The sequence below is a fragment of the Nocardioides sp. JCM 18998 genome (assembly GCF_055391535.1).
Genome location: NZ_AP043886.1, coordinates 436,962 through 451,320, shown reverse-complemented (window position 1 = coordinate 451,320; position 14,359 = coordinate 436,962). Strand labels below are relative to the sequence as shown.

Annotated in this window: 16 protein-coding genes; 7 read left to right on the top strand and 9 right to left on the bottom strand. The window is 71.5% G+C overall.

Annotated elements, in window-relative coordinates; genetic code table 11:
- Positions 1–104 precede the first annotated feature (104 nt).
- Positions 105–2,306: an NADP-dependent isocitrate dehydrogenase gene (locus ACZ5L9_RS02150; RefSeq protein WP_464533193.1), complete on the top strand. Its 2,202-nt coding sequence runs from the start codon at positions 105–107 to the stop codon at positions 2,304–2,306.
- A 168-nt stretch (positions 2,307–2,474) separates the two neighbouring features.
- Here ACZ5L9_RS02150 and ACZ5L9_RS02145 read toward each other — a convergent pair whose 3' ends face one another.
- Positions 2,475–3,464: an NAD-dependent epimerase/dehydratase family protein gene (locus tag ACZ5L9_RS02145; RefSeq protein ID WP_464533190.1), complete on the bottom strand. Its 990-nt coding sequence runs from the start codon at positions 3,462–3,464 to the stop codon at positions 2,475–2,477.
- Between the two features lie 79 nt (positions 3,465–3,543).
- Positions 3,544–3,966 carry a MarR family winged helix-turn-helix transcriptional regulator gene (locus ACZ5L9_RS02140; RefSeq protein ID WP_464533188.1) on the bottom strand — a complete coding sequence of 141 codons (423 nt, stop codon included), beginning with the start codon at positions 3,964–3,966 and terminating at the stop codon, positions 3,544–3,546.
- 72 nt (positions 3,967–4,038) lie between these two features.
- Here ACZ5L9_RS02140 and ACZ5L9_RS02135 point away from each other — a divergent pair, with 72 nt between their 5' ends.
- The 3 genes from ACZ5L9_RS02135 to ACZ5L9_RS02125 all read left to right on the top strand — a co-directional run bounded on the left by ACZ5L9_RS02135 (position 4,039) and on the right by ACZ5L9_RS02125 (position 6,015).
- Positions 4,039–4,437, top strand: coding sequence for a hypothetical protein (locus tag ACZ5L9_RS02135; RefSeq protein WP_464533184.1), 399 nt, complete (start codon positions 4,039–4,041; stop codon positions 4,435–4,437).
- A gap of 118 nt (positions 4,438–4,555) precedes the next feature.
- Positions 4,556–4,987 carry an SgcJ/EcaC family oxidoreductase gene (locus ACZ5L9_RS02130; RefSeq protein ID WP_464533180.1) on the top strand — a complete coding sequence of 144 codons (432 nt, stop codon included), beginning with the start codon at positions 4,556–4,558 and terminating at the stop codon, positions 4,985–4,987.
- Positions 4,988–4,998: 11 nt separating this feature from the next.
- Positions 4,999–6,015: a sigma-70 family RNA polymerase sigma factor gene (locus ACZ5L9_RS02125; protein WP_464533179.1), complete on the top strand. Its 1,017-nt coding sequence runs from the start codon at positions 4,999–5,001 to the stop codon at positions 6,013–6,015.
- Here the strand turns inward: ACZ5L9_RS02125 and ACZ5L9_RS02120 are convergent.
- The 7 genes from ACZ5L9_RS02120 to ACZ5L9_RS02090 all read right to left on the bottom strand — a co-directional run bounded on the left by ACZ5L9_RS02120 (position 6,003) and on the right by ACZ5L9_RS02090 (position 10,411).
- Entirely contained in the window at positions 6,003–6,449 is a 447-nt protein-coding gene (locus tag ACZ5L9_RS02120; RefSeq protein WP_464533178.1) for an SRPBCC family protein, read from the bottom strand. The two genes, ACZ5L9_RS02125 and ACZ5L9_RS02120, sit on opposite strands and share 13 nt — an antisense overlap.
- 45 nt (positions 6,450–6,494) lie before the next feature.
- Positions 6,495–6,839 carry an ArsR/SmtB family transcription factor gene (locus tag ACZ5L9_RS02115; protein WP_464533176.1) on the bottom strand — a complete coding sequence of 115 codons (345 nt, stop codon included), beginning with the start codon at positions 6,837–6,839 and terminating at the stop codon, positions 6,495–6,497.
- Entirely contained in the window at positions 6,836–7,306 is a 471-nt protein-coding gene (locus ACZ5L9_RS02110; RefSeq protein WP_464533173.1) for an SRPBCC domain-containing protein, read from the bottom strand. Before ACZ5L9_RS02110 ends, ACZ5L9_RS02115 begins: the two co-directional genes overlap by 4 nt.
- A gap of 73 nt (positions 7,307–7,379) precedes the next feature.
- The gene (locus ACZ5L9_RS02105; RefSeq protein ID WP_464533169.1) at positions 7,380–8,144 is read right to left on the bottom strand and encodes a helix-turn-helix domain-containing protein; all 765 of its coding nucleotides are present in this window, start codon (positions 8,142–8,144) and stop codon (positions 7,380–7,382) included.
- 13 nt (positions 8,145–8,157) lie between these two features.
- The gene (locus ACZ5L9_RS02100; protein WP_464533165.1) at positions 8,158–8,940 is read right to left on the bottom strand and encodes an ABC transporter permease; all 783 of its coding nucleotides are present in this window, start codon (positions 8,938–8,940) and stop codon (positions 8,158–8,160) included.
- Positions 8,937–9,743, bottom strand: coding sequence for an ABC transporter ATP-binding protein (locus ACZ5L9_RS02095; RefSeq protein WP_464533163.1), 807 nt, complete (start codon positions 9,741–9,743; stop codon positions 8,937–8,939). Before ACZ5L9_RS02095 ends, ACZ5L9_RS02100 begins: the two co-directional genes overlap by 4 nt.
- 56 nt (positions 9,744–9,799) lie before the next feature.
- Entirely contained in the window at positions 9,800–10,411 is a 612-nt protein-coding gene (locus tag ACZ5L9_RS02090) for a TetR/AcrR family transcriptional regulator (RefSeq protein ID WP_464533161.1), read from the bottom strand.
- Positions 10,412–10,536: 125 nt separating this feature from the next.
- On the opposite strand from ACZ5L9_RS02090, the gene ACZ5L9_RS02085 reads away from it, so the two are divergent.
- From ACZ5L9_RS02085 to ACZ5L9_RS02075, 3 genes are all read left to right on the top strand, one after another.
- Positions 10,537–11,949 (top strand): cytochrome P450, encoded by a 1,413-nt coding sequence (locus ACZ5L9_RS02085; protein ID WP_464533158.1) that lies wholly within the window; start codon positions 10,537–10,539, stop codon positions 11,947–11,949.
- 9 nt (positions 11,950–11,958) lie between these two features.
- Entirely contained in the window at positions 11,959–13,569 is a 1,611-nt protein-coding gene (locus ACZ5L9_RS02080) for a succinic semialdehyde dehydrogenase (protein ID WP_464533156.1), read from the top strand.
- A gap of 82 nt (positions 13,570–13,651) precedes the next feature.
- Complete coding sequence (locus ACZ5L9_RS02075; RefSeq protein WP_464533154.1) at positions 13,652–14,305, top strand: TetR/AcrR family transcriptional regulator; 654 nt, start codon at positions 13,652–13,654, stop codon at positions 14,303–14,305.
- Positions 14,306–14,359: the final 54 nt, after the last annotated feature.

Genomic DNA, 14,359 nt, shown 5'->3' with positions numbered 1-14,359 from the left:
CACTCTAGCCCTTACGAGGTGCCGCCCGAGGGTGCGAAGGTGGTCGGCGAGTGAGCGTCAGGTATCTTGACGTCAAGAAAGAGTCCCGAGTCGAAGCAGGAGCCATGGCCGAAGACAACGCCAAGATCATCTACACCTACACCGACGAGGCGCCGCTGCTGGCGACGTACTCCTTCCTCCCGATCGTCGAGGCCTACGCCGCCAAGGCGGGCGTCGAGATCGAGACCCGCGACATCTCCGTCGCCGCCCGCATCCTGGCGCAGTTCGGCCTCGCCGACGACGCGCTGAGCGAGCTCGGCGAGCTGGCCAAGACGCCGGCCGCCAACATCATCAAGCTGCCCAACATCTCCGCCTCCATCCCGCAGCTCAAGGCCGCGATCAAGGAGCTGCAGGAGAAGGGCTACGCGATCCCCGACTACCCGGACGCCGCGACCACCCCCGAGGCGCAGGAGATCCGCGCCAAGTTCGACAAGGTCAAGGGCTCCGCGGTCAACCCGGTGCTGCGCGAGGGCAACTCGGACCGTCGCGCGCCGCTGTCGGTGAAGAACTACGCGAAGACCCACCCGCACCGCAACAAGGCCTTCGCCGTCGACTCGAAGACCAACGTCGCCACCATGGGCGCCCACGACTTCAAGTCCAACGAGAAGTCGGTGACGATCGCCGCCGACGACACCCTCTCGATCGTGCTGGAGACCGCGGCCGGCGAGAACAAGGTGCTCAAGGAGGGCCTCAAGGTCCTGGCCGGCGAGATCGTCGACAGCACCAAGATGTCCGTCGCCGAGCTGCACGCCTTCCTGGTCAACGCCATCGCCAAGGCCAAGGCCGAGGACGTGCTCTTCTCGGTGCACCTCAAGGCCACGATGATGAAGGTCTCCGACCCGATCGTCTTCGGTCACGTGGTGAAGGCCTTCTTCGCGCCGGTCTTCAGCCAGTACGGCGACGACCTGGCCGCCGCCGGCCTCTCGGCCAACGACGGTCTCGGCGCGATCCTGGCCGGCCTCGACGCGCTGCCCAACGGCGCCGAGATCAAGGCGGCCTTCGACAAGGCGCTCGCCGAGGGCCCGCGCCTGTCGTACGTGAACTCCGACAAGGGGATCACCAACCTGCACGTGCCCTCCGACGTCATCGTCGACGCCTCGATGCCGGCCCTGATCCGCAACGGCGGCAAGCTGTGGGGCGCCGACGGCGGCGAGGCCGACACCCTCGCGGTCATCCCGGACTCGTCCTACGCCGGCGTCTACCAGACCGTCATCGACGACGTGAAGCAGTTCGGCCCGCTCGACCCGGCCACGATCGGCACCGTCCCGAACGTCGGCCTCATGGCCCAGGCCGCCGAGGAGTACGGCAGCCACGACAAGACGTTCGAGATCCCGGCCGCCGGCACCGTCCGCGTGCTGGCCTCCAACGGCGACGTGCTGCTCGAGCACGACGTCGAGGCCGGCGACATCTGGCGCGCCTGCCAGACCAAGGACGTCCCGATCCGCGACTGGGTGAAGCTCGCCGTCGACCGCGCCCGCGCCTCGCAGACCCCGGCCATCTTCTGGCTGGACGAGACCCGTGCCCACGACGCCGAGCTGATCAAGAAGGTTGCCGTCTACCTGAGCGAGCACGACACCGAGGGTCTGGTCATCAAGATCCTGGCGCCGTCGCTCGCGACCGCGTACTCGCTCGAGCGGATGCGCCGCGGCGAGGACACCATCTCGGTGACCGGCAACGTGCTGCGCGACTACAACACCGACCTGTTCCCGATCCTCGAGGTCGGCACGTCGGCGAAGATGCTCTCGATCGTCCCGCTGATCGCCGGTGGCGGCCTCTTCGAGACGGGCGCCGGCGGCTCGGCCCCGAAGCACGTCCAGCAGCTCGTCGAGGAGGACTACCTGCGCTGGGACTCGCTGGGTGAGTTCTTCGCCCTCGTCCCGTCGCTGGAGAAGTACGCCGAGCAGGCCGGCCGCCCGGCCGCGAAGGTGCTCGCCGCCACCCTCGACCGCGCCACCGGCACGTTCCTCAACGAGGACCGCTCGCCGGGCCGCAAGCTCGGCACGATCGACAACCGCGGCTCGCACTTCTACCTGGGTCTCTACTGGGCCCAGGAGCTCGCGGCGCAGACCGAGGACGCCGACCTGGCGGCCACGTTCGGCCCGCTCGCCGAGTCGCTGTCGGCCAACGAGGCGACCATCGTCGAGGAGCTCCTCGCCGTGCAGGGCAAGCCGGCCGACATCGGCGGCTACTACTTCCCGGACGCCGCCCAGACGGCGGCCGTGATGCGCCCCTCGGCGACCCTCAACGCGGCCATCGACGGTCTCTGAGTCGACTGGTCCACCGCTTCGCCCGATGCCCCGGCCCGTTGGCCGGGGCATCGGTCGTCTCCGGCGGGTGTCGGCTCGTCGAGGTATGCAGGCGAACCGGCACTTCCCGTGTGGAACTCACCGTGGGAAGTGCCGGTTGGGCTGCATACCTTGATGGACCGACACGCCCTACCCGCCCAGCCCGTCGAGCACCGCCCGCTCCTCGTCGTCGGTGAGGCCGGCGCCGTGCGGCCCGGTGGCCCCGCGCGAGCGCTCCCACGCCAGCGCGTCCGCGAGGGTCTCGGCGAGGGGCCGTGGGCGCAGGCCGGCCGCCGCGATCCGCTCACCGCGACGGCCCCCGAAGCCGGTCCAATCCGGGTCGTGCAGCCACAGCGGGAGCGATCGAGGCCCCGCCCACTCGTTCACGCCGTGCTCGGCCAGCCACCCGTCGGATGCGGAGACCACCGGGCCGGTGTGGCCGGCCACGGAGCGGGCGGTGTCCAGGTGCTCGGCGAGGGAGCAGCGGTTCGCGATCGCGTCGTACGCCCCGGTCCCGTGCTCGCCGCAAGCGACCTCCACGAGCCAGCGGGCCAGGTCGCGGACGTCGATGAGCGAGGTCGCGACCGACGAGTCGGGGACCAGGACCGCATCCGTCGGCGCGGAGGGGTGGGCGAAGCGCCAGGGCCAGTACGTGGAGCGGCCGCTCTCGTCGCCCGGACCGCCGATCAGGCCCGCCCGGGCGATGACCGCCCGATCGCCGAGCGCGTCGAGTACGGCCTGCTCGCAGGCCACCTTGGCGGCGCCGTACTCCTCCATGGTCTCCATGTCGCCCCCGAGCGGGTCGAGAAGCTGCGCCGACTCGTCGTCGCCGACCCGGTCGTGGGAGGCGTACACGTTCCCGGTCGAGACGAAGGCCCAGCGCCGGGTCGATCCGCCGAGCGCCCGCACCGCGCCTCGGACGTGGCGCGGCTGGCGCGCGACGTCGACGACGCCGTCCCACGTGCGACCGGCGAGCCCGTCGTACGCGCCGGGCCGGTCGCGATCCGCCCGGACCAGCTCGGCCCCGGTCGGCACCGAGGAGCCCCGCGCCAGGCAGGTGACGTCGTGGCCGGCGTCGAGCGCCTGCCGGACGAGGGTGCCGCCGAGCCAGGCCGTGCCGCCGAGGACGAGGATGCGCATGCCCCGAGTCCACGCCCATCGACCGGTCAGAGGCAAGCGCGTTCGCTCGGCGGGAGGGGCTGGAGGGGTGACGGGCCGGTCAGCCCTGCCCGAGCTTGGTCAGCAGGGCCCGCAGCTGCGTCTGCTCGCCCTCGGTCAGCGGGGCGAGCACCTCGGCCTGGACCCGGGCGAGCACGTCGTCGAGCGCGACCAGCCGGCGCTCGCCCGCCGAGGTGAGGACGACGACCTTGCGACGGGCGTCGTCGGGGTCGGCGGTGCGCGCGACGGCCCCGGCGTCGTCGAGCTCGATGAGCGCCACGGCGACGTCCTTGCGGTCGATGCCGGTGCGGCGGCCCAGCTCGGCCTGGCTCAGCGCGCCGTACTGGGCGAGCGCGGCGAGCAGCCGATAGTGGTAGCCGCGCACGCCGGCCTCGGCGAACGCCGTCCCCAGGATCGTCTGGGCGCGGGCGTTGGCACGGCTGAGGAGCCAGGTGGGCTGGTGGCCCACGCGATCGAGCGGCATGCACGCATCCTATTGATGGGAGGACCAACGATCACATATTGTTGGTCCACCCATCAATATCAGGAGGATGCCATGCCCACCTTCGGACCCCAGCTCATCGGCGAGACCGAGAAGACCCTCAACGCTCTCCTGTGCGTCGTCATCGAGGACGCCGGCCTGACCGAGCCGGAGTGGGTGAGCCTGCGGCTCGCCGCGCAGCACGACGGGAGCGCGCCCCTGGCCGACGTGGTGAGCGAGCGCGCCCACTTCACCGATGCCCCGGAGCTCGTGGCGGCGCTCGCCGAGCGCGGGCTGCTGGCGGAGGAGCGGGTCTCGTCCGACGGAGCGGCGCTGCTCGCGCGTCTCGGCGATCGCGTCGCCGACCTCACCGCGCCGATCTGGGACGGACTACCCGCCGCGGACGTCGCGGCCACCGAGCGTGTGCTCGGCCTCGTGCTGGAGAGGGCGCGCTCGGTGCTCGCCGGCTGCTGACTCGCGACCCGCGCGTCGCCTCGGGGAACGACGTCCGCCGCGGGCCGGTGAGTTTCGGGTGCGCCGCCGGTACGTACTCCCGAGGGCTCGACCGAGCCTCCCACCCGAGGAGATCACCATGACCGACACCATCACCACCTTCACCACGCGCACCGCCGACGAGGCCGCGATCTTCGCGGTGCTCGCCGAGATGTACGAGGCCTGGCGCGCCGGGGACGCCGACGCGTTCGTCCGGCACTACAACGAGGACGCCACCGCGATCCTCCCGGGCTCGCTGCGGGGGAGTCGCCAGGTCATCCGCGACTCGATGGCCGCCGCCTTCGCCGGACCGCTGCGCGGCAGCTCGACCGTCGACGTGCCGCTGATCCTGCGCTTCCTCGGCGAGGACGCCGCGGTCGCCGTCGCTCGTACCGGCGTGCTGCTTGCCGGGGTGGGCGAGGTGCCTGAGGATCAGATGATCAACGCGACCTGGGTCCTCGAGCGGCGCGCCGGCCAGTGGTCGGTCGCCGCGTACCACAAGAGCCCGGCCCAGGTCCCGGCCCACGCCTGAAGAGAGACGCCGTGAGTGTTGGCTTCGACGAGCAGATCGAGCCGTACCGGCGCGAGCTGACGGCGCACTGCTACCGGATGCTCGGCTCGATCCACGACGCCGAGGACGTGGTCCAGGAGACCTATCTGCGAGCGTGGCGCGCGCGGGACGGGTACGACGCGTCGCGGGCCTCGCTGCGCACCTGGATGTATCGGATCGCGACCAACGCCTGCCTCACGGCGCGGGAGGGCGACGCGCGGCGACCGATGCCGTCGGGCCTGGTGACGGCGTCGGAGCCGCTCGCGCCGTTCGTCCCCGGACGGGAGGTCACCTGGCTCCAGCCGCTGCCCGACACGCTGCTGGAGTCGGGCGACCCGGCCCGTGCGGCGATCGACCGCAGCACCCTGCGACTGGCCTTCGTCGCGGCGCTGCAGCACCTCTCCGCTCGTCAGCGAGCGGTGCTGATCCTGCGTGACGTGCTGGACTTCTCCGCCGCCGAGACCGCTGAGGTCATCGACGCGACGGTGGTCTCGGTGAACAGCGCCCTGCGGCGAGCCCGGGCGACGATGAGCGCCAGCGGCGCTCCCGCCGACGGTGCCGATGCGGTGCCGGAGGCGGAGCAGTGGGCGGTGGTGGAGCGCTACATGAGGGCCTTCACCTCCGCCGACGTCGAGGGCCTGAAGCGGCTGCTGGCCGCGGACGTGCTGATGGAGATGCCGCCGCTGCTCAACTGGTTCACCGGCCGTGGGGGCTACACCGCCTTCATGGGGTGGGTCTACACCGCCAACGGCACGGACTGGCGAGCGGTGCCCGTCGGTGCCAACGGCCAGCCGGGGTTCGCGGCGTACGTCCGCTCGGGTGAGGGCTACCGCCTCCACACCCTGCAGGTCCTCGCCGTGTCCGGCGAGGGCATCAGCCGCAACTCCGTCTTCCTGGACGAGGAGGTCTTCGCGGCCTTCGGGCTCGCGCCGCGACTGCCCGTTTCGGGCGGCGCGGAGCCCGAAGGCCCGCCGCCGGAAGGATCCCGGCTACCCGCTCAGTCCGGATAGGCGATGTGTACGTCGTGCGGGGCGGGTGCACCCCTGCCGGTCTCGACCAGCCCCTTGAGGCTCATCAGGTAGCTCGCCCACTTGGTCGAGCAGTGGTGCATGAACTCCACCGGCTCGGCCCAGCCCTCGTGCTTGAACATCACGATCGTCCAGTCTCCGTCGCGACGCAGCCGCCACTGGACGGTCGTGTCGATCCACTCCGGCGGCCCGTCGACGACCTTCCAGGTCACGCTGGTGCCGGGCACCGCCTCGGTCACGGCCATGTCGAAGCCGCCCGGAGGCCCGAACCGGAACGCGATGGTGCCGCCGGCGGACGGGTCGCCGGTGGTGTCCTCGGTCCACCAGCCGCTGAGGCCCTCGAGGGTCGTGAGCGCGTCGTACACCTTCCCCGGAGCGGTCTGCTCGACCGCGATCCTGTGCAGGATGTCCACCATGGCTGCTGCTCCTTCTGTTCTGTCTAGCTTCTGTCTAGCTTCCGTCTAGGTCGTCTTCTTCGACTGCTCGATCTGCTCGGCGAGGCGCTTGAGGCGGCCCAGGCGGGCGTCCCATCGCTCGCCGACCTCGCGCACCTGCGCGACGGCCCGGGAGAACTGCTCCGCCTCGATCCGGTAGCGGCGCTCGCGACCCACCTCGGCGCCGTGCACGAGCCCGGCACGGTCGAGGACGGCGAGGTGCTTGGCCACCGCCTGCCGGGTGACGGGCAGGCGGGCGCTGAGCCCGGTGGACGTGCTCGGTCCCTCGCTCAGCAGGAGGTCGAGCAGCTGTCGCCGGGTGGGGTCGCCGATCGCCGACCAGAGGTCGGCATCGACGTCGGTCCCGCTCACGACGCGACCCGTTCGGCGTACGGCGCGAGCCGCGCGAGGAAGTGGTTCCAGCCGCTGACGTGGTCGTCATAGGTCGTCGCCACGACGGCGTCGCTCCAGCCCATCTCGCGGAAGCCGGTCTCGGCGAAGCGCACCAGCGTGCCGGTGCCCGAGGGGGTGAGGGCGAAGGTGACGAACAGCGAGTTGCCGTCCGCTGCCTCGATGTCGCGCTCGTGATCCCACCGGAACGAGAACGTCCGGGGGCGGTCGACCTCCATCACCGTCAGCGTCACGACCTTCGCGTCGTCGCCGGTGCCGAAGGTGATCTCTCCGGTGGCACCGACCTCGACGTCGTACGACGCCGTGTCGGGCCACCAGCTGGCCACGTGCTCCGGCCTGCTGATCACGTCGAAGACCGTCTCGGGGGCGGCCTCCACGTAGATCTCGCGCGCGATGGTGCCGACGTCGGCGTCGTCCAGGTTCTTCATGCCTATCCTTTCATGCAACGCTTGGTTGCATAAGACGGTACGCGCCCGTTCGGATAAGCGCAACCAGTGGTTGCTAATCGGCGAGGTTCAGGCGGCGGATCTTCGTCCAGCCGGTCCAGCCCCTGTCCTCGAGCAGGCGCAGGATCCGGCGGGCCGCGGGGACCGAGTCGAGGAAGACGCCGTCCAGCAGTGCGGCGAGGTCGTCGGGGAGGGGATCCTCCTCCCACTCCGAGCCGGGGATCTGGTCGAACTGTGCGACCAGCCGGTCGACCACGGCGATCACGCGCGGGTCCTCCGGTGCCCAGGTGATCAGGTCGGCGAGATCGCGGTAGAGCTCGCGCACACCCTCGTCATCGAGCTGGGCCTGCTTCATCGCCATGAAGAACGACATCTGCTCGGGCAGCTGGGCCGCCACCAGGATCCAGGCATCGCGCTCGGCCTCGACCATCCGCTCGGGCACGCCGATCGCGCGCAGGCCCTCGAGGTACTCGACGGCCTCCGGCGGCAGCGCGAGGCTGTCCCCGGCCGCGAGCTGGGCGATCCGCTCGCGGTGGCGCTGCAGGTCGCGGATCTCCGCGCGCAGTCGCCGGTCGATCTCCGCGGTCGCGGCGGCGAACTCCTCCTGGCCGGCGCCGAGCAGCTCCTCCACCCGGGAGAGCGGCACCCCGGCGTCGGCGAGTGTCCGGATCCGGATCAGGTCGACGACGGCCGCGGCGTCGTAGCGCCGGTAGCCGGAGGCGTCGCGCTGCGGCTCGGGCAGCAGTCCGATCGCGTGGTAGTGCCGCACGGCGCGCACGCTCACGCCGGCGTACGAGGCGAGCTGGCTGATGGTCAGCATGCGCACATCATGCTCACCCGAGCCGGCGGCGGTAGATGTGCATCGCCCAGGCGTACGCGATCGCCAGGATGCCCAGGCACCAGGCCACGGCGAGCCATCCCTCGTGCCCGACCGGAGTGGTGGCCAGGAGGTCGCGGATGGTGTTCACGATCGAGGTGACCGGCTGGTGTTCGGCGAACCACCGCACCGGTCCGGGCATCCCGGCGGTCGGCACGAACGCGGAGCTGATGAAGGGCAGGAAGATGAGCGGGTACGAGAAGCCGCTGACCCCGTCGACCGACGTGGCGGTGAGGCCGGGGATGACCGCCAGCCAGGTCAGCGCGAGGGTGAAGAGCACGAGGATCCCGGCGACGCCGAGCCAGGCGAGCACTCCGGCACCGGTGCGGAAGCCCATCACCAGCGCGACCGCGACGACGACGGCCAGCGAGATCAGGTTGGCGACCAGCGAGGTGAGCACGTGCGCCCACAGCACCGCGGGGCGCGAGATGGGCATCGACTGGAAGCGCTCGACGATCCCCGACCTCATGTCGAGGAAGAGTCGATAGCCGGTGTAGGAGATGCCGGAGGCGACGGTGATGAGCAGGATGCCGGGCAGCAGGTAGTCCACGTACTTCTCGCCGCCGCCCGCTTCGTCGATCTGGATCGCGCCGCCCAGGACGTAGACGAAGAGGAGCAGCATCGCGACAGGGGTGATCGCCGTGGTGATGATCGTGTCGGGGCTGCGCACGATGTGGCGCAGCGAGCGCCGGGTGAGGACCGAGACGTCTCCCAGGCTGCGACGGACGATGGTGTTCACTGCTGCTCCCCGGTGGTGGTGATGGTGCTGGTCGTGGCGTCGGCGCCGATGATGCTGAGGAAGATCTGCTCGAGGGTGGGCTGCTTCTCCACGTACTCGACGGTGGTCGGCGGCAGCAGCGCCTTGAGGTCGGCGAGGGTGCCCTCGGCGATGATCCGGCCCTCGTGCAGGATCGCGATCCGGTCGGCCAGCTGCTCGGCCTCCTCGAGGTACTGCGTGGTGAGCAGGACGGTCGTGCCGTGGCCGGCCAGCGCCTTCACGGTCTTCCAGACCTCGATCCGCGCCTGCGGGTCGAGCCCGGTGGTGGGCTCGTCGAGGAAGAGCACCGGCGGATCGCCGATGAGGCTCATCGCGATGTCGAGGCGCCGGCGCATCCCACCGGAGTAGGTGGCGACCCGCCGGCCGCCCGCCTCGGCCAGGTCGAAGCGGTCGAGCAGGTCGTCGGCGATCGCTCCGGCGTCGCTCAGGTGGCGCAGCCGGGCGATGAGGACGAGGTTCTCGCGACCGGTGAGCACCTCGTCGACGGCCGCGAACTGCCCGGTGAGGCTGATCGACTCCCGCACCCGGCCGGGCTCGGTCGCGACGTCGTGCCCGGCGACGCGGGCGTCGCCGCCGTCGGCGCGCAGGAGGGTCGCGAGGATCCGTACGGCGGTGGTCTTGCCGGCTCCGTTGGAGCCGAGGAGGGCGTAGATGCTGCCGGAGGGGACGCTCAGGTCGACGCCGGCGAGCACCGCGTGATCGCCGAAGGAGTTGGTGAGCCCGGCGATCTCGATGGCCGGCCCCGGGGCGGGTTGCAGTGTCATGGGATGAGCCTCCAACCCTGACGCTGCGTCAAGGTCAAGGCCCGATCCGCACCGGTCTAGCGATAGACCCCGAGGAACCCGTGCGCGGCCGCCTCGACGATCTCGTCGGGCGTCGCCTCCAGCGCGCCGTCGAGCCAGGCGGTGATCAGCTCGGCCATCCCGCCGATGAAGAGCAGGCCGGCGAGCTCGTCGTCGCGTCCGCCCCGCGTGACCAGCCCGAGGTGGGTGCGCGCCTCCTCGGCCGAGCGGTGGGCGAGGTAGCGCAGCAGCTCGGTGCGGCGCTGGCGCAGGCCGGGGATCGAGGCGGCCTCGATGATCGCGACGCGGCCCTTGCGGGGATCGTCCACGAGGAGCTCGACGAAGGCTCGTACGGACGCGTGGACCCGCCCGGCCGGATCGTCGCCGGCGGCCTCGACCGCTGCCATGGTGACCGTCTCGATCTCGGTGGCGACCTGGTCGAGCACCGCCGTGAGCGCCTCGTCGAGCCCGGAGAAGCTCTCGTAGAAGTAGCGCTCGGACAGGCCGGCCTCGACACAGATCGCTGTCATCGTGGTCCGCGTCTGCGGGTCGGCCCAGACCGCGAGGGTCGCTGTCAGCAGGCGCTTGCGGCGCTCCGCGGAGCGCTCCGCGGCACTCCTCCCGCGATAGATCCCGGACTGCACGGCCATGGCCCCACCCTCGCGCCGATCTGCCGGAAAGACAAGGTTGACAGGGCGTCCTTCCTGAATCACGCTGGGCATGACGCGGGTCACACGACCCGCTGCCGCCGCCCGCTGCTCACGAGGTGCCGCCGATGACGATGGAAGCCGTCCGATCGACCGAGGAGCGCCCCGAGAGGCGTCAGGGAGGTCAGCGCCGCGCGACGTCCGACCACGTACGCGACCTGCCGCCGGTGATCCCGAGCGACAAGGGCCTGCCGTTCCTCGGCCGGGCCCTGGACTACGCCAAGGATCCGGTGGCCCTGATGCGGCACCAGTGGGAGACCTACGGAGCGGTCTCGCCGTTCAACGCGCTCGGCGAGACCGGCGCGATGGTGCTGGGTCCGGAGGCGCTCGCCGAGGTCTTCGCGAACAAGGACAAGGCGTTCGCGAACGGCTGGGAGAAGATCGTCGGCCCGTTCTTCAACCGCGGGCTGATGCTGATCGACTTCGAGGAGCACCGCGGGCATCGCCGGATCATGCAGGAGGCGTTCACCCGGCCGCGGCTCGACGCCTACACCCGGGCGATGCAGCCCGCGATCGCCACCGGCCTGGAGGCCTGGGGCGACGGCGGCGACATCAAGTCGTACTGGAAGCTCAAGCAGCTCACCCTCGACATCGCCGCCGACATCTTCATGGGCGGCGCCGCCGACACCAGCCAGGCCGAGATGGACCGGGTCAACAAGGCGTTCATCGCCTGCGTCCAGGCCGCAGCGGGCATCGTCCGCGGCGACGTGCCCGGCACCCGATGGGGCAAGGCGTACAAAGGACGCCGGGTGCTCGAGGACTTCCTGCGCCACTACCTGCCTGCCAAGCGCGCGACAGCGACCGACGACTTCTTCTCGGTGCTGTGCCACGTCGAGGACGAGGACGGCGAGCGCTTCGACGACCAGGCCGTCATCGACCACATGATCTTCCTGATGATGGCCGCGCACGACACCTCGACCATCACCACCTCGACGATGCTCCAGCTGCTGGGCCAGCACCCGGAGTGGCAGGACCGCTGCCGTGCGGAGTCGATGGCGCTGGGCCCCGCCGGCGCGGGCGATGCTCCCTCGATGGAGGAGCTGGAGGGCCTGGTCGCCCTCGACCTGGTGATGAAGGAGTCGCTTCGCCTCAACCCGCCCGTGCCCGCGATCGCGCGCCGGACGGTGAAGGAGACGGTCGTCCAGGGGGTGCGGATCCCCGCCGAGACCGACGTCTTCCTCGGGGTGAAGCTCTCCCACCTCATGGAGGAGTACTGGACCAACCCGATGGTCTTCGACCCCGAGCGGTTCTCCGAGGAGCGCCGCGAGGACAAGTCGCACCGGCTCGCGTGGGAGCCCTTCGGCGGCGGCGTGCACAAGTGCATCGGGCTCTACTTCGCCGGGCTCGAGGTGAAGTCGATCATGCACCGGCTGCTGCGGACCTACCACTGGACCGTGCCGCCGGGCTACCGGCCGCCGATGGACAACCACTCGCTGCCGTTCCCGAAGGACGGCCAGCCCATCACCCTCGTCCGGAACTGAGGTGCCCCGATGACCGCCACCCTCCCGACCGAGTCCGCCGCGGCGACCAGTGCCTGGCGCCCCTCCTGGGTCACCGACGCCCGCGTCGCCTCCTGGCTGCGCTGGGTCCGCACCGGTGCGGCAGGGACCGGCGCCGCCGGGTCGCGCGCCGCGCTGGCGCCGTATGACGCCCTGCCGACGATCGAGGTGCCGGACAGCGCCGTCGAGGACGTGGCTGCTGCGGTCGACGCCGCGCGGCACGCCCAGGCGGCGTGGGCCGCGCTGCCGTACGCCGCTCGTGCCGAGGTGCTGCTCGGCTTCCACGACCTGCTCGTGCAGCGCCAGGACGAGATCATGGACCTCATCCAGTGGGAGATGGGCAAGGCCCGCTTCCACGCCTGGCAGGAGGTGCTGCAGGTCGCCAACCTCGCGCGCCACTACGCCCGCCACGGCGAGGCCTATCTCAAGACGAAGAAGGTCCGGGGCGCCGTCCCGGTCGTGACCTCGGTCAAGGAGGTGCGCGTCCCCAAGGGCGTCGTCGGCTTCATCTCGCCGTGGAACTACCCGCTCTACATGGGCGTCGGGGACCTCATCCCGGCCCTGCTCGCCGGCAACGCCGCCGTCGGCAAGGCCGACCCGCAGGCGCCGCTGTCGATGCTGTGGGCACGGGCGCTGATGGCCGAGGCCGGGCTGCCCGAGCACGTCTGGGGTGTCGTCGCCGGCGACGGTCCGACGCTCGGCGAGGCGCTCATCGACCACGTCGACTACCTCTGCTTCACCGGCTCCACCGCGACCGGCCGCATCGTCGCGCAGCGCGCCGCCGGCCGGCTGATCGGGGCATCGCTCGAGCTCGGCGGGAAGAACCCCTCGATCGTCCGCGCCGACGCCGACCTCGACGTCGCCGCCCGCGGCGTGGTCGACGCGTCCTTCGCCAACACCGGGCAGATGTGCATCCACCTCGAGCGGATCGTCGTGCACCAGGACGTCTACGACGAGTTCGTGGCGCGCCTGCGCGCGGTCACCGCCGCCCAGAAGGTCGGGCAGGCCTTCGACCTCTCCGTCCAGGTCGGATCCCTGGCCTCCGCGGCGCAGCTGGAGAAGGTGTCGCGCCACGTCGCAGACGCCGTGGAGAAGGGTGCGACCGTGCTCGCCGGCGGGAGCGCCCGACCCGACCTCGGCCCGTACGTCTTCGCCCCGACGATCCTGGAGGGCGTCACCGACGAGATGGAGCTCTGCCTCGGCGAGACCTTCGGACCGGTCATCTCGCTCTACCGCGCCTCCGACGACGAGGACGCCATCGCGCAGGCCAACCGCGGCCGGCAGGGCCTGTCGGCCAGCATCTTCAGCCGGGACATCGCCGCCGCAGAGGCGATGGCGCCGCGGATCCGCGCGGGGTCGGTCAACATCAACGACGGCGCCTCGCTGGCCGCCGGCTCGATCGAGGCCGGGATGGGCGGCATGGGGGAGAGCGGACTCGGCAAGCGGCACGGCTCCGACGGCATCACCCGCTTCACCAACGCCCAGACCATCGCCACCTCCAGGGTCGGCCCGGTCGGCCCACCGCCGGGCACGCCGGTGGAGAAGTTCATCGCGATGGCGAACAAGCAGCTGGTGCTGCTGCGCCGCCTGCGGGTCCGCTAGGCCGGCGAGCGCGACCTGGCGAGCGAGGCCGACGCGGCGCGGAGCGCCGTGCGCGGAGCGGACGAAGCGCTAGGTTGGGCGGGTGACCAGCAGCGCGACGGCGGCGGAGGGCGGCGAAGCGGCTGCTGCCGTGCCGCCGCCACGCATCCGCCGGACCCAGGCCGAGCGCCGCGCCACCACCCGGGGTGCGCTGCTCGATGCCACCATCGACGTCCTCGTCGACCACGGCTACGCCGGGCTCACCACCACCATCGTCTGCGAGCGCGCCGGCGTGACCCGCGGTGCCCAGGCGCACTACTTCGCCACCAAGGCCGACCTCGTGGTGCAGGCGCTCGCCCACCTCACCGACAAGCTCGTCTCCGAGCTCGTCGCCAAGCCGCTCGACATCGCCGACGATCCGGTCGGGCAGTACGAGGTGCTGCTCAACCGGCTCTGGGAGATCTTCAGCGGCCCGGTCTCGCAGGCCCAGCTCGAGCTCTTCGTCGCGGCTCGGACCGACGCCGAGCTGCACCGCCACCTGATCCAGTTCGACGGCACCGTCGTCGAGACGCTGCGCGATGCCGGCGTACGGGTCGCGCCCGCGCTCGCCGCCCGCCCGGAGTTCCACCACGCGATGACCACCGCGATCGCCACGATCCGGGGGCTGCGGATGCTGCGGGCGGTGGCGAGCGAGCAGACCGTACGCCGGGCGTGGCCGCCGGCACGGGATCAGCTCCTCGCGGGGCTTCCGCGCTAGAGCCGCGGCGGGCGCATGCTCGCTCGGCCGCGCTCGCGCCGGACGGTCGTCCGC